Source organism: Streptomyces radicis (genome assembly GCF_003626575.1).
GTDB lineage: Bacteria > Actinomycetota > Actinomycetes > Streptomycetales > Streptomycetaceae > Streptomyces > Streptomyces radicis.
In genome coordinates this window covers 108,921-134,210 of sequence record NZ_RBDY01000002.1, presented here as the reverse complement: position 1 = coordinate 134,210, position 25,290 = coordinate 108,921, and the positions used below count along the sequence as shown (strand labels likewise).

Annotated in this window: 22 protein-coding genes and 3 tRNA genes; 11 read left to right on the top strand and 14 right to left on the bottom strand. The window is 72.7% G+C overall.

All coding sequences use genetic code 11. The features are described 5' to 3' along the window. Positions 1 to 39 precede the first annotated feature (39 nt). The 3 genes from D7318_RS03525 (at position 40) to D7318_RS03515 (ending at position 4,216) form a co-directional block, all read left to right on the top strand. Entirely contained in the window at positions 40 to 1,551 is a 1,512-nt protein-coding gene (locus D7318_RS03525; protein WP_120695352.1) for a M48 family metalloprotease, read from the top strand. Positions 1,552 to 1,736: 185 nt separating this feature from the next. Further along, a complete protein-coding gene (locus D7318_RS03520) occupies positions 1,737 to 3,239 on the top strand; it encodes a N,N-dimethylformamidase beta subunit family domain-containing protein (RefSeq protein WP_183091302.1) in 1,503 nt (500 codons plus the stop codon). 62 nt (positions 3,240 to 3,301) lie between these two features. Further along, the gene (locus D7318_RS03515; protein WP_120695350.1) at positions 3,302 to 4,216 is read left to right on the top strand and encodes a phosphoribosylaminoimidazolesuccinocarboxamide synthase; all 915 of its coding nucleotides are present in this window, start codon (positions 3,302 to 3,304) and stop codon (positions 4,214 to 4,216) included. A 112-nt stretch (positions 4,217 to 4,328) separates the two neighbouring features. Here D7318_RS03515 and D7318_RS03510 read toward each other — a convergent pair whose 3' ends face one another. From D7318_RS03510 to D7318_RS03480, 7 genes are all read right to left on the bottom strand, one after another. Continuing rightward, complete coding sequence (locus D7318_RS03510) at positions 4,329 to 4,940, bottom strand: response regulator transcription factor (RefSeq protein WP_120695349.1); 612 nt, start codon at positions 4,938 to 4,940, stop codon at positions 4,329 to 4,331. After that, complete coding sequence (locus tag D7318_RS03505) at positions 4,937 to 6,208, bottom strand: sensor histidine kinase (protein ID WP_120695348.1); 1,272 nt, start codon at positions 6,206 to 6,208, stop codon at positions 4,937 to 4,939. The genes D7318_RS03510 and D7318_RS03505 overlap by 4 nt, the downstream gene beginning before the upstream one ends. A gap of 14 nt (positions 6,209 to 6,222) precedes the next feature. Further along, positions 6,223 to 7,053 carry an ABC transporter permease gene (locus D7318_RS03500; protein WP_120695347.1) on the bottom strand — a complete coding sequence of 277 codons (831 nt, stop codon included), beginning with the start codon at positions 7,051 to 7,053 and terminating at the stop codon, positions 6,223 to 6,225. Next, positions 7,050 to 7,949 (bottom strand): ABC transporter ATP-binding protein, encoded by a 900-nt coding sequence (locus D7318_RS03495; RefSeq protein WP_120695694.1) that lies wholly within the window; start codon positions 7,947 to 7,949, stop codon positions 7,050 to 7,052. The genes D7318_RS03500 and D7318_RS03495 overlap by 4 nt, the downstream gene beginning before the upstream one ends. Positions 7,950 to 8,151: 202 nt before the next feature. Continuing rightward, positions 8,152 to 8,224, bottom strand: a tRNA-Gly gene (locus D7318_RS03490). A gap of 61 nt (positions 8,225 to 8,285) precedes the next feature. Further along, positions 8,286 to 8,360, bottom strand: a tRNA-Gly gene (locus D7318_RS03485). 74 nt (positions 8,361 to 8,434) lie between these two features. Then, positions 8,435 to 8,764, bottom strand: coding sequence for a histone-like nucleoid-structuring protein Lsr2 (locus tag D7318_RS03480; RefSeq protein ID WP_113688021.1), 330 nt, complete (start codon positions 8,762 to 8,764; stop codon positions 8,435 to 8,437). Between the two features lie 337 nt (positions 8,765 to 9,101). On the opposite strand from D7318_RS03480, the gene purS reads away from it, so the two are divergent. The 3 genes from purS to purL are packed head-to-tail and all read left to right on the top strand — an operon-like array spanning position 9,102 to position 12,321. Next, the gene (purS, locus tag D7318_RS03475) at positions 9,102 to 9,377 is read left to right on the top strand and encodes a phosphoribosylformylglycinamidine synthase subunit PurS (protein ID WP_120695346.1); all 276 of its coding nucleotides are present in this window, start codon (positions 9,102 to 9,104) and stop codon (positions 9,375 to 9,377) included. Next, entirely contained in the window at positions 9,374 to 10,060 is a 687-nt protein-coding gene (gene purQ, locus D7318_RS03470; protein WP_120695345.1) for a phosphoribosylformylglycinamidine synthase subunit PurQ, read from the top strand. Before purS ends, purQ begins: the two co-directional genes overlap by 4 nt. Then, positions 10,057 to 12,321, top strand: coding sequence for a phosphoribosylformylglycinamidine synthase subunit PurL (gene purL / locus D7318_RS03465; protein ID WP_120695344.1), 2,265 nt, complete (start codon positions 10,057 to 10,059; stop codon positions 12,319 to 12,321). The genes purQ and purL overlap by 4 nt, the downstream gene beginning before the upstream one ends. A gap of 34 nt (positions 12,322 to 12,355) precedes the next feature. On the opposite strand, the gene D7318_RS03460 is transcribed toward purL, so the two are convergent. From D7318_RS03460 to D7318_RS03450, 3 genes are read right to left on the bottom strand one after another with little or no spacing between them, the layout of a single operon-like run. Beyond that, complete coding sequence (locus tag D7318_RS03460; RefSeq protein WP_120695343.1) at positions 12,356 to 12,844, bottom strand: hypothetical protein; 489 nt, start codon at positions 12,842 to 12,844, stop codon at positions 12,356 to 12,358. A 44-nt stretch (positions 12,845 to 12,888) separates the two neighbouring features. Beyond that, a complete protein-coding gene (locus tag D7318_RS03455) occupies positions 12,889 to 13,206 on the bottom strand; it encodes a DUF2795 domain-containing protein (RefSeq protein WP_120695342.1) in 318 nt (105 codons plus the stop codon). Positions 13,207 to 13,233: 27 nt separating this feature from the next. Beyond that, positions 13,234 to 13,686 carry a YbhB/YbcL family Raf kinase inhibitor-like protein gene (locus D7318_RS03450; RefSeq protein WP_120695693.1) on the bottom strand — a complete coding sequence of 151 codons (453 nt, stop codon included), beginning with the start codon at positions 13,684 to 13,686 and terminating at the stop codon, positions 13,234 to 13,236. A 119-nt stretch (positions 13,687 to 13,805) separates the two neighbouring features. Between D7318_RS03450 and D7318_RS03445 the strand changes: the two genes are divergently transcribed. From D7318_RS03445 to purM, 3 genes are all read left to right on the top strand, one after another. Then, the gene (locus D7318_RS03445) at positions 13,806 to 14,570 is read left to right on the top strand and encodes a sterol carrier family protein (protein ID WP_120695341.1); all 765 of its coding nucleotides are present in this window, start codon (positions 13,806 to 13,808) and stop codon (positions 14,568 to 14,570) included. A 79-nt stretch (positions 14,571 to 14,649) separates the two neighbouring features. Further along, positions 14,650 to 16,245 carry an amidophosphoribosyltransferase gene (gene purF / locus D7318_RS03440; protein ID WP_120695340.1) on the top strand — a complete coding sequence of 532 codons (1,596 nt, stop codon included), beginning with the start codon at positions 14,650 to 14,652 and terminating at the stop codon, positions 16,243 to 16,245. Positions 16,246 to 16,332: 87 nt separating this feature from the next. After that, positions 16,333 to 17,412, top strand: coding sequence for a phosphoribosylformylglycinamidine cyclo-ligase (gene purM / locus D7318_RS03435; protein WP_120695339.1), 1,080 nt, complete (start codon positions 16,333 to 16,335; stop codon positions 17,410 to 17,412). 125 nt (positions 17,413 to 17,537) lie between these two features. Here the strand turns inward: purM and D7318_RS03430 are convergent, their stop codons facing one another. Beyond that, entirely contained in the window at positions 17,538 to 17,804 is a 267-nt protein-coding gene (locus tag D7318_RS03430; protein ID WP_120695338.1) for a DUF3073 domain-containing protein, read from the bottom strand. A gap of 262 nt (positions 17,805 to 18,066) precedes the next feature. Further along, on the bottom strand, positions 18,067 to 19,191 hold the full coding sequence (locus D7318_RS03425; protein ID WP_120695337.1) for a Leu/Phe/Val dehydrogenase: 1,125 nt from the start codon (positions 19,189 to 19,191) through the stop codon (positions 18,067 to 18,069). A 179-nt stretch (positions 19,192 to 19,370) separates the two neighbouring features. On the opposite strand from D7318_RS03425, the gene D7318_RS03420 reads away from it, so the two are divergent. Both D7318_RS03420 and bldC read left to right on the top strand, forming a co-directional pair. After that, positions 19,371 to 20,219 (top strand): hypothetical protein, encoded by an 849-nt coding sequence (locus D7318_RS03420; protein ID WP_120695336.1) that lies wholly within the window; start codon positions 19,371 to 19,373, stop codon positions 20,217 to 20,219. Positions 20,220 to 20,604: 385 nt separating this feature from the next. Further along, the gene (bldC, locus tag D7318_RS03415) at positions 20,605 to 20,811 is read left to right on the top strand and encodes a developmental transcriptional regulator BldC (RefSeq protein WP_019431930.1); all 207 of its coding nucleotides are present in this window, start codon (positions 20,605 to 20,607) and stop codon (positions 20,809 to 20,811) included. Between the two features lie 330 nt (positions 20,812 to 21,141). Here bldC and D7318_RS03410 read toward each other — a convergent pair. Together D7318_RS03410 and hrpA are read right to left on the bottom strand one after the other, a co-directional pair. Continuing rightward, positions 21,142 to 21,216 (bottom strand) — tRNA-Asp (locus tag D7318_RS03410). A 51-nt stretch (positions 21,217 to 21,267) separates the two neighbouring features. Further along, complete coding sequence (hrpA, locus tag D7318_RS03405) at positions 21,268 to 25,227, bottom strand: ATP-dependent RNA helicase HrpA (RefSeq protein WP_120695335.1); 3,960 nt, start codon at positions 25,225 to 25,227, stop codon at positions 21,268 to 21,270. Between the last annotated feature and the right edge of the window lie 63 nt (positions 25,228 to 25,290).

Genomic DNA, 25,290 nt, shown 5'->3' with positions numbered 1-25,290 from the left:
ACACGGCACACAGCGGCATCGCGCGGCGAGAGGCAGGGCATGGTGCAGCGGACATCGCGGGACGCCGGGCGCTCCGCGCGGGACGACGCCCTCGCCGTCCTCCGCGTGCGGAACGGCGCGTTGGCCCTCGCCCTCATCCCCGCCGCCTCAGCGGTGGTGCTCTTCGCCGCGGGCGCGCCCGGCGCGCTGCGCTGGCCGGTCACCGCGCTGGCCGCGGCGACGGCCGCCGTCGCGACGGCCACCGGCCTGTTCATCGCCCGCGCCCGCCCCGCCGTCACCCCCACGATCGAGGTGCCCGAGCGTTCGGCGCCCGCCCTGCACGGGCTGATACGGGAGTTGGCCGACCGGCTCGACGTGCCCCCGCCCAGCGGCATCGCCCTGACCCCCGACTGCGACAGCTGGCTCGAGGAGCCGCCCCGCGTCCAGGGCGCCGCGGCGCCGCCCGGGCCCGTGCTGGTCATCGGCTCGCCGTTCCTGTGGTGGATGCGGGTGGGGGAGCTGCGCGCCCTCCTCGCGCCCGTCGTGGCGGGCACGGGACCCGCCGCGCACCCCGACATCGCGTCGGCCCGCCGCTGCGTCCGCGCGTGGGACGCCGCCGCCGGTCTCGCCCGCGGCGTTCCCCGGCACCGGCGTCCGCTGACGGCGTTCTCCGGGCTGGTGGCGCGCGTGCTGCTGCGGCTCGGCGCCGGATACGGCGCGGAGATGGAGCGCGGCGTGGCGCGCGCCGCCGCCGCCCGCGCCCAAGGCGTGGACGAGGGGCTGCGCAGCGCGGCGCAGGAGCAGGTCGGCCTGGCGTACGCGGGCTGGGACCGGCTGCTGACCCGCGTCGCGCTGCCCGCCTGGCGCATCGGGCGCTGGCCCAGGGGCCTGGACGCGGGCGTCGTCTCCGCGCTCACCGAGCTGTCCCGCAGGGACCGCCTCGCCGAGGGCTTCGCCGCCAGGCTCGGCGAGCGCCCCGCGTGCGACCTGCTCGAGGAGCCCGGCGCGATGGACGAGGCCATCTCCCTGCTCGCCGCCCGCCTCTTCCACGGCACCCAGGGCCGCGGGGACGCCGACTGGACGCCGGTCGACTGGACCGCGTACCCCGACGAGGTCGTCGACCGGATCTGGCGCGACCGCGCCGCCCGCCTCTTCGCCGCCCTCGACGCCGCCGAGACCCCCACCCTGGCCTGCGCCCTCCAGCGGCTCGCCGACGCCGCCGCCGCGCGGGACGGCACCGCCGCCCTCGCCGCCAGGCTGGTCGCCGAGGCCGCCCGCGCCGAGTCCCGGGCGCCCACCGGGGCCGCGGCGCAGGGGCCGCCCCCGCCCGGCGACCGCGAGGCCCTCGTCGAGCACGTGTCCGCGGCGATCTGCTGCGCGGCCGCCGACACGACGGGCGCGGCCCCCGGGCTCGACTGGCTCGACGGCCCGGTGCTGCTCACGGGCGGCACCCGCGAGCACGACCTGGCCGCCCCCGTCCACAGCCTGGTGGACGACGGCGACCCCGGACCGTTGCGCGACTGGCTCGCCGGCGCGGGGGTCCGCCCCGACAAGCCCGTCCGGCTGGTCTGAGGCGGCCGCCGCCCGCCCGGATCGCGCGACGCGTCCCCCTCGCGGGGGCTCGACACTCCCCGCCCCCGGCGCCACCATCGGGCCATCGCCAACGGTTGACGGTGCGACGACTGGTGACCGTTCGCTCGCGGGATGTGATGTGCTGGGACCGGCACTGCCCGTCCGTCAGGCGCAGGGAGGGGAGCTTGGACAAGAGCACGGAGCACATCCGGCGCTGGGAGGCGGGCGCGCTCACGCACGCGGTCTCGGATCCGTTCGGGCAGGGGCCGGTGCCCTGGGTCAGAGCGGGCGACGGCCATCTGCGGGGCGCGGACCAGGTCCTCCTGCCGGGCCGTGACCGCGGGGCGCCGACCACGCTGCGCGCCGCCGACGACGTCGGCTGCCAGATCAAGGGCTTCGTCACCGAGGCCGTGGTCGCCCCGGGGCAGCCCCTCGACTTCCGGGTGACGGTGGACCCGCCGCGCGAGTTCACCATCGACATCTACCGCATCGGGTACTTCGGCGACGAGGGCGCCAGGCTGCTGCTGAGCAGCCCCAAGCTCATGGGCATCCGCCAGCCTCCCCCGCTGGCCGCGGGCCGCACCGTCTCGTGCCACCACTGGTGGCTGTCCTGGCGCCTCCAGGTCCCCACCGACTGGCTGCCCGGCGCGTATGTCGCGGTGCTGACCACGGCGGACGGCGCGTTCCGCTCGCACGTGCCGTTCGCCGTGCGCGACGACAGGCCCGCCGACCTGCTGCTCGTCCTGCCCGACGTCACATGGCAGGCGTACAACCTCTTCCCCGAGGACGGCAGCGGCGGTGCCAGCCTCTACCACGCGTGGGACGGCGCGGGGCGGCTGCTCGGCGAGCAGGACGCGGCGATCACGGTGTCCTTCGACCGGCCGTACGCGGGCTCGGGCCTGCCGCTGCACGCCGGGCACGCGTACGACTTCATCCGGTGGGCCGAACGCTTCGGCTACGACGTCGGCTACGCCACCGCCCGCGACCTGCACGCCGGGCGCGTGGACCCGGGGCGCTACCGCGCGCTGGTGTTCTCCGGCCATGACGAGTACTGGTCGGCGCCCATGCGGCGCGCGGTCGAGGAGGCCCGTGACGGCGGCACGTCGCTGGTGTTCCTGTCGGCGAACACCATGTACTGGCAGGTCACCCTGGCCGCGCTGCCCTCCGGCGACGAGGATCGGCTGCTGAGCTGCCGCAAGCGGCAGGGCCCAGGGCGCGCCCCGCTCTGGCGCGAGCTCGGCCGTCCCGAGCAGCAGCTGCTCGGCATCCAGTACACGGGCGCGGTGCCGCACCCGCACCCGCTCGTGGTGCGCAACGCCGACCACTGGCTGTGGGAGTCCACCGGCGCCCACGAGGGCGACGAGCTGCCGGGCCTTGTGGCGGGGGAGGCGGACCGTTACTTCCCGAGGACCGGGCTGCCCGAGTGCACCAGCCGCATCCTGCTGGCGCACTCCCCGTACCGCGACGCGTCGGGCGCCCGCCGCCACCAGGAGACCTCGCTGTACCGGGCGCCGAGCGGCGCGTGGGTCTTCGCCTCGGGCACCTTCGCCTGGACGCCCGCGCTCAGCCGCCCCGGGCACGTCGACCCGCGTGTGCAGAAGGCAACGGCGAACCTCATGGACCGCATCTGCAAACGTGACGAGGCCCTGTCGCCCCGATCGGGCCTGAGCCCCGCCCCTGGCCCCTGACGCCGCTGCGCGAGAATGGGCCGGGGCGCCACCGCGCCCCTCGAACGACCGGGAGGCCAACGGTGCCAGGATTCGTCGACAAGCCGGAGCCCATCCGGGTGCCGGGGCTCACCCATCTCCACACCGGGAAGGTCCGCGACCTCTACCGCACCGAGTCGGGCGACCTGGTGATGGTCGCGAGCGACCGGGTCTCCGCGTTCGACTGGGTCCTGGCCACGCCGATCCCCGAGAAGGGGAAGATCCTGACGCGGCTCTCGCTGTGGTGGTTCGACCAGCTGGCCGACCTCACGGCGCACCATGTGATCGGCACCGAGCCGCCGTCGGGCGCCCCCGACGACTGGGCGGGCCGCACGATGATCTGCCGCCCGCTGTCGATGATCCCGGTGGAGGCCGTGGCCCGTGGCTATCTGACGGGCTCGGGCCTCGTCGAGTACGAGCGCGACCGCACCGTCTGCGGCCTGGCCCTCCCCGAGGGCCTGGTCGACGGCTCCGAGCTGCCCGGGCCGATCTTCACCCCCGCCACCAAGGCGGCCGTCGGCGACCACGACGAGAACGTCAGCTACGAGGAGGTCGCCCGCCAGGTCGGCAGCGAGACGGCCACCCAGCTGCGGCAGGCCACCCTGAGCCTGTACGGCCGCGCGCGCGACATCGCGCGGGAGCGCGGGATCGTGCTGGCCGACACGAAGTTCGAGTTCGGCAGGGTCCCCGGGGCCGCCGCGGGCGACCCGCTGATCCTGGCCGACGAGGTGCTGACCCCCGACTCCTCCCGCTTCTGGCGCGCGGACGAGTGGCGGCCAGGGCGACCCCAGAAGCCCTACGACAAGCAGTACATCCGCGACTGGCTGACGTCAGGGGCCGCGCGGTGGGACCGCGCGTCCGACACCCCGCCGCCGCCCCTCCCCACGGACGTCGTCGCCCAGACCCGCGCCCGGTACGAGGAGGCGTACCGCCTGCTGACCGGTACCGACTGGTCCTGAGCCGCGGGCGCCCCGAGCACCCGCGCACACCCCCGAAGGCGCCGACGTCCAGTCGACGGTAGTGTCCTCAGCCCTCGTACACGCTGCCGCACGCCGCCAGGACGGACCTGGCCTAGAGCCACCCGCGCTCGCGCGCCATCCGCGCCGCCGTGTGGCGATTCTCGGCACCCAGCTTGGCCGCCGCCGACGAGAGATAGTTCCGTACGGTCCCGGCGGCCAGGCCAGCGCGCGCGGCGATCTCGTTGATCGGCGCCCCGTCCTCCGCCATCTCCAGCAGCTCCGCCTCACGCGCCGTCAGGGGCGAGTCGCCCGCGCTGATCGCGTCGGCCGCGAGCTCGGGGTCGATGTAACGGTGGCCCCCGTGCACCGTACGGATCACCTCGGCCAGCCGCTGCGCCGACACCGTCTTCGGCAGGAACCCCCGCACCCCGGCCGCGAGGGCCCGCTTCAGGTGCCCGGCCCGCCCGTGCCCGGTGACGATCATCGTCGCGCAGCCCGGCAGCTCCCTGCGCAGCGCCTCCGCGACCGAGACGCCGTCGCCGCCCGGCATCTGGAGGTCGAGCACCGCCACATCGGGCCGGTGCGCCCTGGCCATCGACAGCGCCTCGGGCCCCGAGGCCGCCTCAGCGACCACCGCCAGGTCGTCCTCGAGCGCGAGCAGCGCGGCCAGGGCCCCTCTGATGAGGTGCTCGTCGTCGGCGAGCAGCACCCGGATCGCCGTCATGACTCCGCCGTCCCCTTCATCGGCACCCGCGCGACCAGGCGCCATGTGTCGTCCTCAGCCCGCGCGGTCAACGAGCCGCCGAGCGCCGCGAGCCGCTCCCGCAGCCCGGCGAGGCCCGTGCCCCCGGCACCGTCGCCGTCTCCCCGCCCGTCCCCGTCGCCCTCCCCCGGCGCCGAACGACCGCCGCGCACCCCGTCGTTCACCATGTCGAGGATCGCCTCGCCGCGCGCGGTCCTGCGCACCCGCACCGTGCACTGCGTGGCGTCGGCGTGCCTGAGGACGTTCGTCGTGCCCTCCCTGACCACCCAGCCCAGCGTGGACTGCACCCGTGCGGGCAGCGCGCCCGAGTCCTCCGAGGCGTTCATGTGCTCGATCCGGCAGCGGATCCCCGCCGCCTCGAGCACCCCCCGCGCCCCGGCCAGCTCCGCGTGCAGGTCCACCTCGCGATAGCCGCGCACCACTTCCCTGATCTCCCGCTGCGAGTCCCGCGCGATCTCCTGGACCTCGGTCATCTGGGCCGTCGCCGCCGTCACGTCCCGCTGGGCCAGCTGCGCGGCCAGCTCGCTCTTGAGCGCGATCACCGAGAGGTTTCGGCCGAGGATGTCGTGGAGGTCACGCCCGAAGCGCAGCCGCTCCTCCGCCACCGCGAGCCGCGTCTCCGTCTCGCGCGCCGAGTCCAGCCTGTCCACCACCCGCAGCATCCAGGCCGAGGTGCGGGCCGTGAACCCCAGCAGCACGGCGATCAGCGCCGCCGCGACCACCGTCCCCAGCTGGAGGCCGCCCCGGCCCCCGGCGATCAGCGTGGCCACCGCCGCCGACGCCACCAGGCCCCCGCTCAGGCCGATCGCCTGCCGCAGCGGCAGCGCCAGCAGCACCGGGCTACAGGCATACCCGGCGGCATAGGAGATGATCAGGTGCGAGCCGGGGGAGAGCGCCCCGGTGGCGATGGCCACCGCCGTGCCGGCCACCGTCGCGAGCGTCAGCGCGCACAGGACCGTCAGCAGCCGGTCGGGGCGCTCCGCCGCCCCCAGGTAGTGGGCGAGGCCCGCCCTGGTCAGCCGCAGTGCCACCACGGCCTTGGCCAGGGCGACCACGGTGATCGGGATGAAGGCGAAGGCGCTGCTGTCCTCCGCCGTGACACCCACCACCGCGAGGATCACGACCAGCTCGGTCACGCAGATGGCGTCGAGCGAGTACCGGAAGTACTGGTGGATCCTCCGCTGCTGGCTCGCGCCGCGCAGCCGCCCCAGCCAGCCGAACCCCCGCATGGGTCCTCTCCTCGTCAGTGCCGTGGCTCCCAGCGGAACCACCGGCGTACAGCAAACACCGCGAACGCCGTCCAGGCCACCGCGACCACCAGCGCGCGCAGCCGCTCCGTCCCGTCGAGACCGCCGAGCCAGCCGTCCCTCATCAGCTCGGTCAGGGACGTCACGGGAAACACGCGGCACACGGCCGCCATCGCGTCCGGCATGACCTCGAGCGGGACCATGAGGCCCGAGCCCACGAGCGACACCATGAGGAGCGGCATCGAGGTGATCTGCGCGCTCTCCACGGTCTTGGTGAACGCCGCGGTCGCCGCCGCGAGGGCCGTCAGCATCACGAAGCCGAGCACGATGCCGACCAGCAGCAGGGGAAGGGACCGGGGCGCCGAGACGTCGAACGCCAGCACCCCGCACGCCACCAGGATCACGCACTGCGCCAGGGCCAGCGTCGCCGCGGGCGCGGCCGAGCCGACGAGGATCTCGCCGTCGGTCAGCTCCCCGGTCCGCAGCCGCTTGAGCGTCCGCTCCTCGCGCCTGGCCACATACGTCGGTATCAGCCCGGTGTAGATGACCAGGACGAGCACGATGCCCAGGCCGCCGGTCAGCACCACCTCGCCCGCGCTGAAGCCCGTGCCCTCGAGGTCGAGCTCGCCCACCGTGGACGAGGTCGCCCCCATCATCAGCACGGGCATCGCCAGCGAGACGAACACCGCCGTGCGATTCCGCAGGAGCAGCGTCAGCTCCGCCCTGGCCAGCGCCCGCATCCTGCGCCACGCGCTGGGGCTCGGCAGGCCCAAGACCGACCAGAGGCCCCCGGACTTCGTCGCGCCTTCGGCGCCGGTCACGCTCATCGGGCCTCCTCCGCCACGGCGAGAAACACGTCTTCCAACGAGGCCGAGCGGGCGTCGATCCCGCCCAGCTCCAGCCGCCGGTCCCTGGCCCACACCAGCAGGTCCGTCAGCGACGTCTGGAGATCGGGCGTCTCGAACTCGATCTCCTGCCCGCGCACCACGGCGCCGCCCACCGGCAGCACCGCCGGGTCGACCCCGTCGGGCAGGGTGAAGCGGATCCGGGACGGCAGGGCCGCGGTGACCTCCCCCGGGGTGCCCGCGAGCACGATCTGCCCCGCGCGCATGATCGCCAGCCGGTCGGCCAGCGTCTCGGCCTCCTCCAGGTAGTGCGTGGTCAGCAGGATCGTCGCGCCCTCGTCGCGCAGCTGCTGCACCAACTGCCAGGTCGTGTGCCGCGCCTGGGGGTCGAGGCCGGTCGTCGGCTCGTCCAGGAAGAGCACCCGCGGCCGCCCCGCCAGCGCCAACGCCAGGTCAAGACGGCGTCGTTCGCCGCCGGAGAGCTGCTTGACCCGCACCGTGGCCCGGTGGCCGAGGTCCACAAGATCGAGCGCCTCGGCCACGGGCCGCGCCGCGGTGAGCGAGTCCGCCCACATCCTGGCCGTCTCGGCGACCGTCAGATCCGAGGGGAACCCGCCCTCCTGAAGCATCACCCCGGTGTGCCGCCGGACTTCGGCCCGCTCGCGGTACGGGTCGCGCCCCATCACCCGCACGGTGCCCTCGGTGGGCGGCGCCAGCCCTTCGAGCACCTCGACCGTCGAGGTCTTGCCCGCGCCGTTCGTCCCGAGGAGGGCGAACACCTCGCCCCCGCGCACCGAGAAGTCCAGCCCCCTGACGGCATCGAATCCGCCCTCGCCCCGCGGTCCGTAACGCCGCCGCAGGCCTCGTACGTCGATCATCGTGTCCATGTGATCAAGCGTCGGGCCCCTCGCCCCCCGGCGGTAGTGCCGATCGTCATGGCCTCACATGACAAATGTCAGTCCTGGCCAAAGCTTCAACGCCCAAGCCCCGACGCGAAGTCGACCTCCGACGCGGAGTCCACTCCGACGCGAAGTCCACACACGCCGAAGGGCCCGATCCGAAGACCGGGCCCTTCACATGAGCGGACGACGAGATTCGAACTCGCGACCCTCACCTTGGCAAGGTGATGCTCTACCAACTGAGCCACGTCCGCACGACGCTCACTATACCCCCACCCCGAGGATGAGGGCCCCACCCTGAGGTGGGGAAGTGGCTGGAGCGGGTGACAGGAATCGCACACTGCGCCTCCCTCTTGGAAAGAGGGTGTTCTGCTACTGAACTACACCCGCCTGGCTTCCGGGGCTTGCGCCCCTCGGCGTGCTCCAGACTCTAGCGGATCAACCGGGGTTCATGGCAAGTCGGCTCAATGGACGGCGGCGTGTGCCTCGTTGAACGCGTCGTAGACCTTCTTGGGGATGCGCCCCCTGGCCGGGACGCCGAAGCCGTTCGACTCGGCCCAGGCCCGTACCGCCTTGGGGTCGGGGGCGACGGCGGTGTGGTGGAACGCCTTCCCCGACCGCGCCCGCTTCCGCCCGGCCTCCACGTACGGGGCCAGCGCGGTGCGCAGCTTCTCGGCGTTGTGCGAGCTGAGATCGATCTCATACGTTTTCCCGTCGAGACCGAAGGCAACCGTTTCCGACGCTTCTCCCCCGTCGATGTCGTCGGAGAGGGTGACCACTACACGCTGTGCCACGGGATATCGGTCCTTCCGGGAGTCTCGCCGCCCGACGGTGCCCGAGCCGGTGACCGCCGAATCACACGCAGCGATGCTGACGCTCCCTGGTTCGCGACTGTGCTTCATTTTATTTGTTCCGCGCTCTCATGAGAATGCGCGGCAACGGAATTCCCGCTCTCGCGAGATCCCGCAAGGCGGACCTTACTTTTCCTCGGGGCTTCCTTGCAGGGGTTTCCGCCCTCGATACCTTAACGTGACCGAAGCGCCCTATCTACCCGGGTAGATTCGCCGTCCCGGTACGCTGAGCGGTGCAGCGTCAAGCACCACCACCACCGCATCACCACCGGGAGTACCAGTGGCTCGCGTCGTAGTCGACGTCATGCTCAAGCCGGAGATCCTCGACCCCCAGGGCCAGGCCGTCCAGCGCGCCCTGCCCCGCCTCGGCTTCGACGGCGTCGCGGACGTCCGTCAGGGGAAGCGTTTCGAGTTGGAGCTGGCCGACCCTCTGGACGAGGCCGCCATCGAGCGCGTCCGCGAGATGGCCAGGACGTTTCTCGCCAACACCGTGATCGAGGACTTCACCGTCCGCGTCGAGGAGCCCGTTCATGTCCGTCCCGAGGAGCGGCTGTGACCACTCGTGTGGGTGTCGTCACCTTTCCCGGCTCCCTTGACGACGGCGACGCGCGGCGCGCGGTAAAGCTCGCCGGGGCCGAGCCGGTCGCGCTCTGGCACGGCGACAAAGACCTTCACCAGGTCGACGCGGTGATCCTGCCCGGCGGATTCTCCTATGGGGACTATCTCCGCTGCGGCGCGATCGCCCGTTTCTCGCCCGTCATGGAAACGATCATCGAAGGGGCCCGCGCCGGTCTCCCGGTCCTCGGGATCTGCAATGGCTTCCAGGTCCTGTGCGAATCCCATCTCCTCCCCGGCGCCCTCACCCGGAACGATCACCTGCACTTCATCTGCCGTGACCAGCGCCTCCGCGTCGAGAGCACCGCGACGGCCTGGACCCGGGCGTTCGCCGATGGCCAGGAGATCACCGTCCCCCTGAAGAACGGCGAGGGTGGGTACGTCGCCGACGAGCGCACCCTCGACGAGCTCGAGGCGGAGGGCCGCGTGGTCTTCCGCTACCTGGACGCGAACCCCAACGGATCCCGCCGCGACATCGCCGGGATCACCAACCCCCAGGGGAACGTGGTGGGCCTCATGCCGCACCCCGAGCACGCCGTGGAGTCCCTGACGGGGCCCGGCACGGACGGGCTCGGCTTCTTCACCTCGGTCGTCGGGGTCGTCGGGGAGCTGGTGGCCCGATGAGCGCGCACGCCCGCGTCGACACCGTCAAGCACGCCGAAGTCACCCCCGAAGCCCCGCAGCCCTGGGCCGAGTTGGGCCTCAAGGAGGACGAGTACGCCAGGATCCGCGAGATCCTGGGCCGCCGCCCGACGGGCGCCGAGCTGGCCATGTACTCGGTGATGTGGTCGGAGCACTGCTCCTACAAGTCGAGCAAGGTCCACCTGGCGCAGTTCGGCGAGAAGGCCCCGGCCACCGACGCCCTCCTGGTCGGCATCGGGGAGAACGCCGGGGTGGTGGACATCGGCCAGGGCTACGCCGTGACGTTCAAGGTCGAGTCGCACAACCACCCGTCGTACATCGAGCCCTACCAGGGCGCGGCCACCGGCATCGGCGGCATCGTGCGCGACATCCTCGCGATGGGCGCCCGCCCGGTCGCCGTGATGGACCCCCTGCGCTTCGGCGCCGCCGACCACCCCGACACCCGGCGCGTGCTGCCAGGCGTGGTCGCGGGCATCGGCGGCTACGGGAACTGTCTTGGCCTGCCCAACATCGGCGGCGAGGTCGTCTTCGACCCCTGCTACCAGGGGAACCCCCTGGTCAACGCCCTGTGCGTGGGCGTCATGCGGCACGAGGACATCCACCTGGCCAAGGCGTCGGGCACCGGGAACCGAGTGATCCTCTACGGCGCCCGCACCGGCGGCGACGGCATCGGCGGCGTCTCGGTGCTCGCGTCCGAGACGTTCGACGACGCGGGGAAGCCCGCCAAGCGCCCCGCGGTCCAGGTCGGCGACCCGTTCCAGGAGAAGCTCCTGATCGAGTGCACCCTGGAGATCTTCGCCGAGAAGCTGGTCGCCGGGATCCAGGACCTCGGCGGCGCGGGCCTGTCCTGCGCCACGTCCGAGCTGGCCTCCGCGGGCTCGGGCGGCATGCGGATCGACCTGGACGCCGTTCCGCTGCGCGACTCCTCGCTCTCCCCCGAGGAGATCCTGATGAGCGAGTCGCAGGAGCGCATGTGCGCGGTCGTCGCTCCGGAGAACGTCGAGCGCTTCCTCGCCGTGTGCGCCAAGTGGGACGTCATCGCCACCGTGATCGGCGCGGTCACCGACGGCGACCGCCTGGAGATCCACTGGCGCGGCGAGCAGATCGTGGACGTCCCGCCGCGCACCGTCGCGCACGAGGGCCCCGTCTACCGGCGGCCCTTCGCGCGCCCCGCCTGGCAGGACGCCCTCCAGGCCGACGACCCGGCCGGGCTGCCGCGCCCCGCGGACGGCGACGAGCTGCGCGACCACGTGCTCGCCGTCGCGTCCTCGCCGAACCAGGCGTCGAAGTCCTGGATCACCGACCAGTACGACCGTTACGTCCTCGGGAACACCGTGCTGTCCCAGCCCGAGGACAGCGGCATGATCCGCGTCGACGCGACGACGAACCTCGGCGTCGCCATCGCCACCGACGGGAACGGCCGTTACGCCAAGCTCGACCCGTACACCGGCGCGCAGCTCGCCCTGGCCGAGTCCTACCGGAACGTCGCGGCCACCGGCGCCCGCCCGCTCGCCGTCACCGACTGCCTGAACTTCGGCTCGCCAGAGGACCCGGCCGTCATGTGGCAGTTCGCTGAGGCGACGCGCGGCCTCGCCGACGCCTGCCAGGTGCTTGGCACCCCGGTGACCGGCGGCAACGTCTCGCTGTACAACCAGACGGGCGACGCCGCGATCCACCCCACCCCGGTGGTGGGCGTGCTCGGCGTCATCGACGACGTCACGCGGCGCACGCCGATGGCGTTCGCGACCGAGGGCCAGCTGCTCCACCTGCTGGGCGACACCGCCGACGAGCTCGGCGGCTCGGCCTGGGCCCAGGTGGTCCACGGCCACCTGGGCGGCCTGCCGCCGCGCGTCGACCTCGAGAGGGAGCGGCTGCTCGCCGAGATCCTGCTCGCCGCCTCGCGCGACGGCATGATCGACGCGGCGCACGACCTGTCCGACGGCGGCCTCGTCCAGGCGGTCGTCGAGTCGTGCCTCAAGGGCGGGCACGGCGCGCGGCTCGTCGTTCCCGACGGGCTGACCCCGTTCACCTTCCTCTTCTCCGAGTCGGCGGGCCGCGCGCTCGTCGCCGTGCCGCGGAGCGAGGAGGTCCGCTTCACCGACATGTGCGCCGCGCGCGGTCTCCCGACGGCGCGCGTGGGCGTGGTGACGGGCGAGGCGGTCGAGGTGCAGGGCCAGTTCACGCTGGGGCTCGGCGAGCTGCGCGCCGCGGTGGACGCGACGCTGCCCGCGCTCTTCGGCTGAACGACGGGCCTGAACGACCGGCCTGGCCCGTCCTTCACCGGCCCGGCTTGGTCTCGAAGCGCGGCCCCTGGTCGGGCCGGTCCGTGCCCTGGAGCTCGGTGGCAAGGCGGTGCACCGACACCAGGTCGTGCAGCAGGACCCGGGTGCGCTCGCGGGGCAGACCCGCCCCGCGGGCCACCTCGTCCACGTACACGCCGCGCCCCGCGTGCCGCCGCTGCGCGTCGCCCAGCGCGCGGAACACCCGCTCGTGCTCGGGCCCGTAGTCGGGCGCGCGCCCGCCGAACGTCCGCTCGGGCGGCGGCTCGCGCCGCTCGCGCCCCGGCCCTGGGTGCCGCTGCTTGCCCTGGTGGAGGGGCGCCGTGCGCTCCTCGTGGCTCAGCGACGAGCGGTCGGGCACGTGCGTGCGCTGCTTCGAGCCCCCGGTGGTCGACCCGGTCTCGCTGGGCCGCTCGCCGCTCCGCTCGGCGTCGCGCGCGGCCCTGCGCCGCTGCTCCTCGTTGCCTTCCATCTTCTTGCGCACCATGCCGTGCACGCTCCTCTCGACCTCGGGCCCTCTCGCCCTGCCGCTCAGCGGTCCAGCTCCTCCTGAACGGGCGGCTCGGGCACGTCCCGCATCCACTGCGACTGACGCGGCCGCCCGCCCTCGCGCGCCTGCTCGGCCCGCACCGCGGGGCTCACCTCGCTCCCCGCGTCCGCGGGCAGCCGCACGGAACGCGCCACCTCGGAGCGGTTGCGGTACTGGTCGGGCGGGATGCCGCGCAGCGCCTTGATCGCGGCCTGGGACGCCCCGGCCCGCTTGGCCTGCGTGACCAGCTCCTCCTTGCCCGCGGGGAAGTCCACGTCCCGCACGGCGCGCAGGATCTCGTTCATGTCGGTTCCGGCCATGGGAATCCGCCTCCTCGTCTCGGCCGGTCAGCGCTGGTGGAGCCCCATCAGCGTGCCGCTGGCCAGCTGCCGCCTGCCCAGCGCGCGGTGCACCTCGTCGGCCGACGCGCGCTCGGGGAAACGGACCGGCTCGGGGAGCGCGAACAGCCGGAAGAAGTAGCGGTGCGCCGGGTCGCCCACCGGCGGCCTCGGCCCGTCCCAGCCCTCGTCGCCCATGCCGTTCCGGTGCTGCGTGCCACCGGGCGGCACCCGGCCCGTGGCCACGCCGTCACTGTCCGGATCGATGCCGGTGACCAGCCAGTGCAGGAACGTGCCCGAGGGCGCGTCCGGGTCCTCGCACATCAGCACGAGCTCCTCGGTGCCCGCGGGGGGCCTGCTCCAGGTCAGCGGCGGCGACAGGTTCTCGCCGTCCAGCGTGTACCGCGGGGGAATCGGCGCGCTGTCGTGGAACGCGCTGCTCATGAGTTCGATACCAGCCATGGGCCCGGAGTACCCGCCGATGGACGGCCCATGCGACTGCCCCCGCCCGACCCCCGTCAGGGCCCCCGCCCCGCCCGCCACCGGGCCTTCGCGGGGCGACGATCGTTAAGCTCCGTGCCATGTCTGCCGTCCGGCGCAAGCCCCGCGCCTACCACCCCGACCGGGTCCGCGACGCGCTGCTCGCCCAGGTGGAGATCGTACGGCTGGCCGCGCCCGACCTCGGCGGGGAGCGGCCCGACGTCCGCGCGCTGCTCGCGGACGTCGCGGGCCTGATCGACGCGCTGCCGCGGCTGCTGGCCGAGCCGCCCCCTGCCGCCACCCGCCCGACCGCGGACCCGGTCACCTGGGCCCTCTCGACCACGGCGGCGGCGCCGACGGCCCCCTCCGTGGACGAGCCCGCCGACCCCGCCGCCGCCGTCGACGCGGCGGCGCAGGAGCTCGAGGCCGTGCTGGAGACGGGCGTGCGCGACGACGTCCTCCTGCCGCACGCGTCGGGGCCCATGCGGGCGCTGGACTTCACGGTCACCCGGGTCGTCGCGCTGGCCGTCCGCACCGACGACCTCGCCCGCGCCACCGGCCACCCCGTGCGCCTCGACCGGGGCGCGCTGGCCATCGCCACCCGCGTGCTCGCGGACGGGCTGGCCGCCAAGGCGCCCGGCGCGTCGACCGAGCTGCGGGTGCCGCCGTTCGTCGCCGTCCAGTGCCTCGCGGGCCCCCGGCACACCCGCGGCACCCCGCCCAACGTCGTCGAGACCGACCCCCTGACCTGGCTGCGCCTGGCCACCGGGCGCACCCCGTGGGAGGCGGCCACCGCCACGGGCCGCCTGCGCGCCGTCGGCGAACGGGCGTCCGCCCTCGCGTCCGAGCTGCCCGTGATGGGCTGATCACACCGGTTCGGTATGGGCCATCTCTCATCCACGAGGGGTTCTCGCCACACCGGGGTCCTGGCCTAGACTCGGGAACGTGCCACGTGGTGACGGACGACTCAGCCACGACCTTGACCCCGGCGAGCAGGGCCCGAGGGACGCGTGCGGCGTCTTCGGTGTCTGGGCCCCGGGCGAGGAGGTCGCCAAGCTCACCTTCTTCGGGCTCTACGCTCTCCAGCACCGCGGACAGGAGTCCGCGGGCATAGCCGTGAGCGACGGTTCCAAGATCCTGGTCTTCAAGGACATGGGCCTGGTCTCCCAGGTCTTCGACGAATCATCCCTCGGCTCCCTCACGGGCCATATCGCCGTGGGCCACGCCAGATACTCCACGACGGGCGCCTCCACATGGGAGAACGCCCAGCCCACCTTCCGCGCCACAGGGCATGGCTCGATCGCCCTGGGCCACAACGGCAACCTGGTGAACACCGCCGAGCTCGCCGACCTCGTCGCCGCCCTCCCCGGCGGCCGCGGTCCCCGGCAGGGGGCACCTCCCCGCCGTCAGGGCGGGGGGAGTGTCGCGGCCACCAACGACACCGACCTCGTCACCGCCCTCCTCGCCGGGCAGACCGGCGACGAAGGGCGTCCGCTGACCGTCGAGGAGGCCGCGCCGCTCGTGCTCCCGCGCGTGCGGGGCGCGTTCAGCTTCGTCTTCATGGACGAGACCACCCTCTACGCCGCCCGCGACCCCCAGGGCATCCGCCCGCTGGTGCTCGGCCGCCTCGAGCGCGGCTGGGTCGTCGCATCGGAGACGGCCGCCCTCGACATCGTCGGGGCCTCGCTGGTCCGCGAGATCGAGCCGGGCGAGATGATCGCCGTGGACGAACGCGGCCTGCGCACCCTCCGTTTCGCCGAGGCCGCGCCGCGCACCTGCGTCTTCGAGTACGTGTACCTCGCGCGCCCCGACACCGACATCTCGGGCCGCAACGTCTACCTCTCGCGCGTCGAGATGGGCCGCAGGCTGGCCGCCGAGGCGCCCGTGGACGCCGACCTGGTGATACCGACGCCCGAGTCCGGCACCCCCGCGGCCATCGGGTACGCCGAGGCGAGCGGCATCCCCTACGGCTCGGGCCTGGTGAAGAACGCCTATGTGGGGCGCACGTTCATCCAGCCGAGCCAGACCATCAGACAGCTGGGGATCAGGCTCAAGCTCAACCCCCTGAAGGAAGTGATCCGCGGCAAGCGCCTGGTCGTGGTGGACGACTCGATCGTCCGCGGCAACACCCAGCGCGCCCTGGTCCGCATGCTGCGCGAGGCGGGCGCCGCCGAGGTCCACGTCAGGATCAGCTCGCCACCCATCAAGTGGCCCTGCTTCTTCGGCATAGACTTCGCCACCCGCGCCGAGCTGATCGCCAACGGCCTCTCGGTCGAGGAGATCGGGACGTCGCTCGGCGCCGACTCGCTGTCCTACATCTCGCTCGACGCGATGGTCGAGGCCACCACGATCCCCAAGTCGAGCCTCTGCCACGCCTGCTTCGACGGCGTCTACCCCATGGAGCTTCCCGACCCCGCGGTGCTCGGCAAGGATGTGCTCGAGCAGCCGCGCGACGAGCGGCCCAAGCCCGCCGATGCCCCCGAGGCGCGCCCCCTGCTGGCGACGGGCCCGGGCGCCGCCGACGCGCTGCGGCGCCCCTGACGCACGGGCCCGCACGCGGCGCGACGAGCACCGGCACGAGCGACGAGCACGAGAGATCTCCCGTCCCCGAACCCATGGCAGAGTCCGATGACTGAAAACGCGCTGCCCGGCGCAAGCTACGCTGCGGCCGGCGTCGACATCGAGGCGGGCGACACCGCCGTCGAGCTGATGAAGGAGTGGGTGGCCAAGGCCCAGCGCCCCGAGAGCGTCGGCGGCCTCGGCGGCTTCGCCGGCCTGTTCGACGCCTCGGCCCTGACCCGCTACCGCCACCCGCTGCTCGCCTCCGCCACCGACGGCGTGGGCACCAAGGTCGCCGTCGCCCAGCGCATGGACGTCCACGACACGATCGGGCACGACCTGGTCGCCATGGTCGTGGACGACCTGGTGGTGTGCGGCGCCGAGCCGCTGTTCATGACCGACTACATCTGCGTCGGCAAGGTGCGCCCCGAGCGCGTCGCCGCGATCGTCAAGGGCATCGCCGAGGGCTGTGTGCTGGCCGGCTGCGCCCTGGTCGGCGGCGAGACCGCCGAGCACCCCGGGCTGCTGGGCCCCGACGAGTACGACGTGGCGGGCGCCGGCACGGGCGTGGTCGAGGCGGACGCGGTCCTGGGCGCCGAACGGGTGCGCCCTGGCGACGTCGTGATCGCCATGGCCTCGTCGGGCCTGCACTCCAACGGGTACTCGCTGGTGCGCCACGTGTTCTTCGACCGGGCGGGCTGGGCGCTCGAGCGCGAGGTGCCCGAGCTCGGCGGGACGCTGGGCGAGGAGCTGCTCACGCCGACCCGGATCTACAGCCTCGACTGCCTCGCGCTGATCGCCGCCACCGATGTGCACGCGTTCGCACATGTGACGGGCGGCGGGCTTGCCGCCAACCTGGCGCGCGTCGTTCCCGAGGGCCTGCACGCCCGCGTCGACCGGACGACCTGGACCCCGCCGCCGATCTTCGGAACGGTCGGCCGACTGGGCGACGTGGCCACCGAGGAGCTGGAGAGAACGCTCAACATGGGCGTCGGGATGGTCGCCGTCGTGCCCCCCGACGCGGTCGGCACCGCCCTTGCCACCCTCACGGAGCGCGACGTGCCCGCCTGGGTGGCGGGCGAGCTGGTGCCGGCGGGCGACGGGCTCCCCGGCGGCGGCGCGAGCCTCACCGGGCGCCGTGCGGGGTGAGGGACCGGCGGTCGGCCGGGCACGACTGAACCCGGTCCGGCGCTGCCGGACCGGGTCGAAGTCTGCCTCGTCGTCTCGTTCGTCTCGTCGATCGGTGTGTGGATCAGAGAGCTCGGAGAGTCGTGTCAGGCGCCGCGGCGTTTCGAGGAGGTGTCGGACGCCGGCTCGTCGCCGTCGTCCTCCTCCTCGTCGCTGTACATCTCCGCGTACCGTGCGTACAGGTCATCGTCCTGATCATCGTCGTCCTCGAACCGCTCGCCGTTCGGCGGTTGGTGGTCCGGCGTCGATGCACCCAGCTCCTCGGCCAGACGAGAAAGGTCCGTCCTGCCGCTGTTGTACTTCAGCTGGCGGGCGACCTTCGTCTGCTTGGCCTTGGCCCGGCCGCGCCCCATTGGCTCGACCCCCTCAACGACGGGGCGCAACGGCCCCGGAGTGTTGACATCCGTTCATGATTGAGAGCGAGCTCTCGGACGAGAGCCCGGTCCATCGGCCTTCAACCGTACCTGCTTCCGCGGGCCTGCGGTACGCCGTCCGCAGGACCGGGCCGCGCGCACGGCGACCGATGGCCCTCTCCTTGCTGGTCAGCCGCGATTTTACCTTCTTTCGGCGCGCGACTCGCGCGAGGGGGGTGACATGTCTTACGCGACCGCGCTTTCAGCGGGTGCCGGCCTCGGCCATTCGGTGCTCGGCGATCCGGTCGGCGGCCACCGCGGGGGGCACTCCCTCGGCCTCGGCGCGGGCGAAGATCTCCAGCGTCGTGTCGTGGATCAGCGCGGCCTTTTCCTTCGCACGCGCGAAGTCGAAGCCATGGAGCTCGTCCGCGACCTGGATGACGCCGCCCGAGTTCACGACATAGTCGGGGGCGTAGAGGATGCCGCGGTCGGCGAGGTCCTTCTCCACTCCCGGGTGGTCGAGCTGGTTGTTGGCCGCGCCGCAGACCACGCCCGCCGTCAGGAGCCGCACGGTCCTGTCGTCGAGCGCGCCACCGAGCGCGCAGGGTGCGTAGACATCGAGACCGGGGGTGGCGATCAGCTCGTCCGTCGAGGCCGCCACGGCCGTCCCCGGGTGCGCGCTCAGGACGCGCCGCACCGCCTCGTCGCGCACGTCGGTGACCACGACCCGGGCCCCCGCCTCCACGAGCAGGTCCACCAGCAGGTGGCCGACCTTGCCCACGCCCGCGACGCCGACCGTGCGGCCTCCCAGGTCGGGGGAGCCCCAGCGGTGCGCGGCCGAGGCGCGCATGCCCTGGAAGACGCCGAACGCCGTGAGCACGGACGAGTCGCCCGCGCCCCCCCGCTCGGGTGAGCGCCCGGTGGTCCAGCGGCACTCGCGCGCGACCACGTCCATGTCGGCGACATAGGTGCCGACGTCGCACGCGGTGACATAACGGCCGCCCAGCGCGGCCACGAAACGGCCGTAGGCGAGCAGCAGCTCTTCGGTCTTGATCAGATCGGGATCGCCGATGATCACGGCCTTACCGCCGCCGTGCTCGAGACCGGCCATCGCGTTCTTGTAGCTCATGCCCCTGGCGAGGTTGAGCGCGTCGCGCAGGGCGGCCTCCTCGGGCCTGGCCCGGTCGGCGTAGGCGTGGAAGCGGGTGCCGCCGAGGGCGGGGCCGAGCGCGGTGGAGTGGACGGCGATCACGGCCTTGAGGCCGCTCGCCCGGTCCTGGCAGAGCACGACCTGTTCGTGGCCGCCCTGGTCCGAGTGGAACAACGCGTCCAGCACGCCGGCCTCACCGAGGCCGTCGACGCGGACAGCGGGACGTACGTCAGTCACGGTGGTGACTCCTGTATGTCGATGTGGCTGCTCTCCGGTGGGGTCGGGAGGGCATGGTTGTGAGATGAGACTACGGCGATCGGGGGCGGGGGGGTGCCCCGGGATCCGCACACTGACACGATCGGGGGAGGCGCGCGGGACGCGCTGACCGTTGGTGAGCGAGGGAGTGGGAGGGTTGCGTGCCGAAGGTTCCGTACGCGGCATATCTCAGGGTCTACGAGCCGCTCGCGGCCTTCCCCGAGCCGGAGCGCTCGCACTGGGCGGCGTACGCCAGGCGCGAGCGGCTGCCGACCGCACAGGACGAGGCCGAACGCGCCCTGGCCGCGCTCGCCGCCGCGCCCCCGCGGGCGGCCCCGGCGCGGGAGAGCGGCGACGCGTTCGTCGCCACGGTCGACGGCGTGCTGTGCGTGTGCCCGTGGCGGACCCGGCTGCGGGCCTGGCAGGCGCTCGGCGAGGTGGACCACTGGCTGCTGCCTGGGTCGGTCCTCGACACCGCGCTGCCGCCCGAGGTGCGGCGGCGCGCGGCGGCCGAGTACGCGGACTGGCGGGAGCGCAACCCCGACGCGCGGCCCTGGATCCGCTCGGCGCTGTGGCACGTGCCGGTGCGCTGGTTCGCGCTCTTCACGGACGAGGAGCGGGTGTTCGCCAAGGCGGGGGACGGGGCGGAGGGCGAGGGCCGCGGGGCGCCGCGGCTGCGGTACCGGACGAAGATGGTCGAGGCCAGGCGGCGGGTGGCCAGGGGGCTGCGCGCGGTGCGCGAGGCGATGCCGCAGGGGCCGCTGGCCGAGGCGCTCGTGGATGTGGGGCGCTGGCTCGAGGAGTTCCATCCGCGGTCGCTGGTCGAGCTCGACTACGGCGGGCTCGTGCACACGATCGACGAGGACCGGCTCGCGGCGGACCGTTCCGCGGCCGAGGTCGCCGAGGGGCTCGCCGCGCTCGCCGCGGACGACCTGGAGCGCGCGAGCCGGGTCTACGAGGAGCTGACCGATCGCTGGATGGCCATCAGGGAACGCCAGTTCGCCAACTGATCACGGGACTAAAGCCCCAAGCGTGATGGAAGGCACTGTAAGGAACTCTTGCCAACAAGTAGTCTCCTCGTGTCAAAATAGGACAAGGAGTCCGGGAGGGTGCTCACCTGTCCGTCCGGTCATCATGTCGTGACTGGGCGTTACGGTCGAGTGACTGTCCGTTATGGCATGGTCCAGTGGGCTTCCGCCGAGGTTGAACACCTGAGAGGGCAATTCCATCGGTTTGGCCGACCCGGCTAGACGGATGGTGTAGTTGTAGTGCCGAGGACAAGCCGTTCGTCCTATAACCGACTCGACCCCCGTCTCCCATTTCGGGCAACGTGGGTCAAGGTGCAGAATTTAGAGGAAAGAACCGTTTGGTTCGGTTCTCCCGAGGAGGCCGCTCATGACCGCTCGCACCCCTGATGCCGAGCCGCTGCTGACCCCGGCTGAGGTTGCCACGATGTTCCGCGTCGACCCCAAGACGGTCACACGCTGGGCAAAGGCGGGCAAGCTCACGTCCATTCGCACGCTCGGCGGGCATCGCCGCTATCGCGAGGCGGAGGTGCGCGCACTGCTCGCGGGCATCCCGCAGCAGCGCGGCGAGGCCTGAGCAGCACAGCACGACCCAGGCGCCGGGGCCCCCACCCCGGTCCGTCTGGACCCCGATCGCGTCGGACTCCGCCGGGTCCGACGCGATCTTTTTGTGCGTCCTGGCCATGTCCGACACCCCGTACAATTGCACATATTAAATTGGCGGGTGTCTCTACGGGGTCGGACGAGCTCAGCCCGCAATCAAGTTCAGTGACTCCCGTCACACCCCCCGCGCCTTGCCCACGCAGATGATCTTGCGGTAGGAAGCGCCGTTCATCCTCTCCTTCCCCTTCCCTTACCCAACAAGAGAGCCCGGATCCCCACTGTGGGGGATCCGGGCTCATGTGAGCGGTCCTGACGGGATTTGAACCCGCGGCCTCCACCTTGACAGGGTGGCGAGCACTCCAAACTGCTCCACAGGACCATCTGTGCGAGCGAGACTCTACCGCAGCGCGGGCGCGCTGGGCCAATCAGTTCACCGAGGGGGCGCCAGGGCGTCCACGGCCTTCACGATCCGCTTGTCGGAGACGGGATACGCCGTGCCCAGGGCGTGCGCGAAGTAGCTCACGCGCAGCTCCTCGAGCATCCAGCGGATCTCCCCCGCCGCCGCGGGCACGGGCCGCCCAGGGCCGAACTGCTCGAGCAGCCACGCGTATTCGTCCCGCATCTGGTGCACCTTGGCCATCCGCGCCCGGTCCTTCTCCGCCTGGTGCGGCAGCTGTTGGAGCCTGCGGTCCGCGGCCATCAGGTAGCGCAGCAGGTCGGGCAGCCGCCGGGCGCCGTGCGCGGTGACGAAGCCGGGGCCCACCAACGCGTCCAGCTGCTCGCGCACATCCTCGACCGCGGGGCGCAGCACCGGGCTCGTGACGGTCGCCAGGCGGCGCTCGCACGCCTGCCACGCGCCGAGCACCTCGCGCACCTGGCGCACGATCCGCTGCGTCAGGTCGACGATGTCGGCGCGCACCGCGTCGAACAGCTTGGTCCAGCCCTCCTCGTCCCACGCGGGGCCGCCGTGCGCCGCGATCAACTGGTCGGCCGCCGCCGTCACACAGTCGTCGAAGAGCGCCCCCACGCTGCCGTGCGGGGTGCTCGAGAGCGCGAGCTTGGCGGCGTTGTCCAGCTGCCGCTGCGCGAACTTGGCGGGATCGGAGGGGAGGTTGATGAGGATCAGCCTCCGGGTGCCGAGGGCCATCGCGGCGCGCTGCTCGTCCTCGGTGTCGAAGAGCCGCACCGCGACCGACGTCCGCTCGTCCACCAGCGCCGGATACGCCTTCACCGGCTGCCCGCCGCGCCGCGTCTCGAACGCCCTGGGCAGGGTCCCCACGGTCCAGGTGGTCAGCCCCGACGCGGTGGCCGTGAACGCCTCGGTGAGCGCCTGTCTCGCCTGCGGGCGCAGCCGCTCGCGCAGCGCGTCCAGGTCCTTGTCCTCGGCGTGCTCCCGCGGTCCTGGCAGCGGGCGCCCGCGCTCGTCCACGACGCGGAACGTGATCCGCAGATGGCCGGGGATCCGTTCCTCGTCGAAGTCGTCGGCCGCGACCCGCACCCCGGTCATCCGCGTCAACGAGCGGGCCAGCGCGGCGCGCAGCGGCTCCCGCGCGGGGTCGCCCGCCGCGTCGGCGGTCTCCGCGAGGAAACGGCGCGCCACATCGGGCGCGGGAACGCAGTGCCGCCTGATCGGCTTCGGCAACGACCTGATCAACTCGGTCACCAACTGCTCGCGCAGGCCCGGGATCTGCCAGTCGAAGCCGTCCGCGGTCACCTGGTTCAGCACGGGGAGCGGCACATGCACCGTCACGCCGTCCGCGTCCGCCCCCGGCTCGAACTGGTACGTCACGTGGAACGAGAGCCTGCCCTGCCGCCAGGTGTCCGGGTAGTCGTCCTTGGTGACACGCCCCGCCCGCTCGTTGATGAGCATGGACTTCTCGAAGTTGAGCAGATCCGGCTCGTCCCTGCGCTTCTGCTTCCACCATGCGTCGAAGTGCGCCCCGGAGACGACCTCTTCGGGAACGCGCCGGTCGTAGAAGTCGTAGAGCGTCTCGTCGTCCACCAGGATGTCGCGGCGCCTGGCCCGGTGCTCGAGCTCCTCGACCTCGGCCAGCAGCTTCCTGTTGTCGTGGAAGAACTGGTGCCTGGTCCGCCAGTCGCCCTCGACCAGGGCGTTCCTGATGAACAGGTCGCGCGAGACCACCGGGTCGATCCGCCCGTAGGACACCTTCCGCTGCGCCACGATGGGCACCCCGTAGAGCGTCACGCGCTCGAACGCCACCACCGCCGCCTGCTTCTGCTCCCAGTGCGGCTCGCTGTACGTGCGCTTCACCAGGTGCCCGGCAAGCGGCTCGATCCACTCCGGCTCGATCTTCGCGTTGATCCGCGCCCACAGCCGCGACGTCTCCACCAGCTCCGCCGACATCACCCAGCGCGGCGGCTTCTTGAACAGCGCCGAGCCGGGGAAGACGGCGAACTTGGCGCTCCTGGCCCCCAGGTACTCGTGCTTGTCCGGGTCCTTGAGGCCGATGTGCGACAACAGCCCCGCGAGCAGCGACTGATGGACGGGCCCCGGCTCAGCGTCCCGGTCCGACAGCTCGATCCCCAGCGACCTCGCCACCGTCCGCAGCTGCCCGAAGATGTCCTGCCACTCGCGTATCCGCAGGTAGTTGAGGAATTCGGTGCGGCACATGCGGCGGAACGCCGAGGAGGACAGGGCGCGTTGCTGCTCGCGGACATATCCCCACAGGGCGAGCAGCGCCAGGAAGTCCGACTCCTCGCCAGGGCCCTCGCGGAACCGCGCGTGCTTCTGGTCCGCCTGCTGCTGCTTGTCGGACGGGCGCTCCCTCGGGTCCTGGATGGAGAGCGCCGCGGCGATCACCATGACCTCGCGGGCACAGCCGTTCCGGTCGGCCTCCAGGACCATGCGCGCGAGGCGCGGGTCCACGGGCAGCTGCGCCAGCTTGCGGCCCGTCTCGGTCAGCTTGCCGCCGGGCCCCAGGGCGTTGAGCTCCTCGAGCAGCTGCACGCCCGCCTTGATCGACCGGTGGTCGGGCGGGTCGATGAACGGGAAGCGCTCCACCTCGCCCAGGCCCGCGGCGTTCATCTGGAGGATCACCGACGCGAGGTTGGTGCGCAGGATCTCCGCGTCCGTGAACTCGGGCCTGGAGAGGAAGTCGTCCTCCGAGTACAGCCGGACGCAGATGCCGTCGCTCGTGCGCCCGCAGCGGCCCTTGCGCTGGTTCGCGCTGGCCTGCGACACCGGCTCGATCGGCAGCCGCTGCACCTTGGTGCGGTGGCTGTAGCGCGAGACGCGGGCGGTGCCGGGGTCGATGACATACCTGATGCCGGGGACGGTGAGCGAGGTCTCGGCGACATTGGTGGCGAGCACCACCCTGCGGCCCGCGTGCGCCTGGAAGACGCGCTGCTGCTCGCCGTGCGACAGGCGCGCGTACAGCGGCAGGATCTCGGTGTGCGGCAGGCGGCGCTTCTCCAACGCGTCGGCGGTGTCCCTGATCTCGCGCTCGCCGGAGAGGAACACCAGGATGTCGCCCGGGCCTTCGGCCTGGAGCTCGTCGACCGCGTCGGAGATCGCGGTGATCTGGTCGCGGTCGGGCGCGTCGCCCTCCTCCTCGAGCAGCGGCCGGTAGCGCACCTCGACGGGGTAGGTGCGCCCCGAGACCTCGACGATCGGCGCGTTCCTGCCCTCGCGGTCCTTGAAGTGACGGGCGAAACGTTCCGGGTCGATCGTCGCGGAGGTGATCACGACCTTGAGGTCGGGGCGCCGGGGGAGCAGCTGGGCGAGATAGCCGAGCAGGAAGTCGATGTTGAGGCTGCGCTCGTGCGCCTCGTCGATGATGATCGTGTCGTACGCCCGCAGCTCGCGGTCGTGCTGCACCTCGGCCAGCAGGATGCCGTCGGTCATCAGCTTGACCAGGGTGGTGTCGCTCGCCTGGTCGGTGAACCTGATCTTGAAGCCGACCGTCTCGCCCAGCGGCCCGCCCAGCTCGTCCGCGACACGCTGCGCCACCGTGCGGGCGGCGATCCTGCGCGGCTGGGTGTGGCCGATCAGGCCCTTGACGCCGCGGCCGAGCTCCAGGCAGATCTTCGGGATCTGCGTCGTCTTGCCCGACCCGGTCTCACCGGCGACGATCACCACCTGGTGATCGCGTATCGCCTCCAGGATCTCGTCCTTCTTCCGGCTGACCGGTAGCTGCTCGGGGTAGGTGATCGCGGGAACGGCCGCCCGCCTGGCCTCGACGCGCAGCTCGGCGGCGTCGATCGCCTCGGCGATCTCGGCGAGGACGGCCCGCTGGGCCTCGGGCTTGCGCACGCGGCGCGCTCCGTCGAGCCGTCGGCCGAGCCGCCGCTGGTCGCGCAGCGTCAGCCCGGGCAGCCGCGTGGCCAGGCCCGAGAAGGAGGGCGATGCGGGGGAGGGATGTGTAGACATACGCACCCAAGCGTCTCACCTCCGCGCGGTGAGCGGCGAGCCGTTATCCGGCTGGGCGTGTTG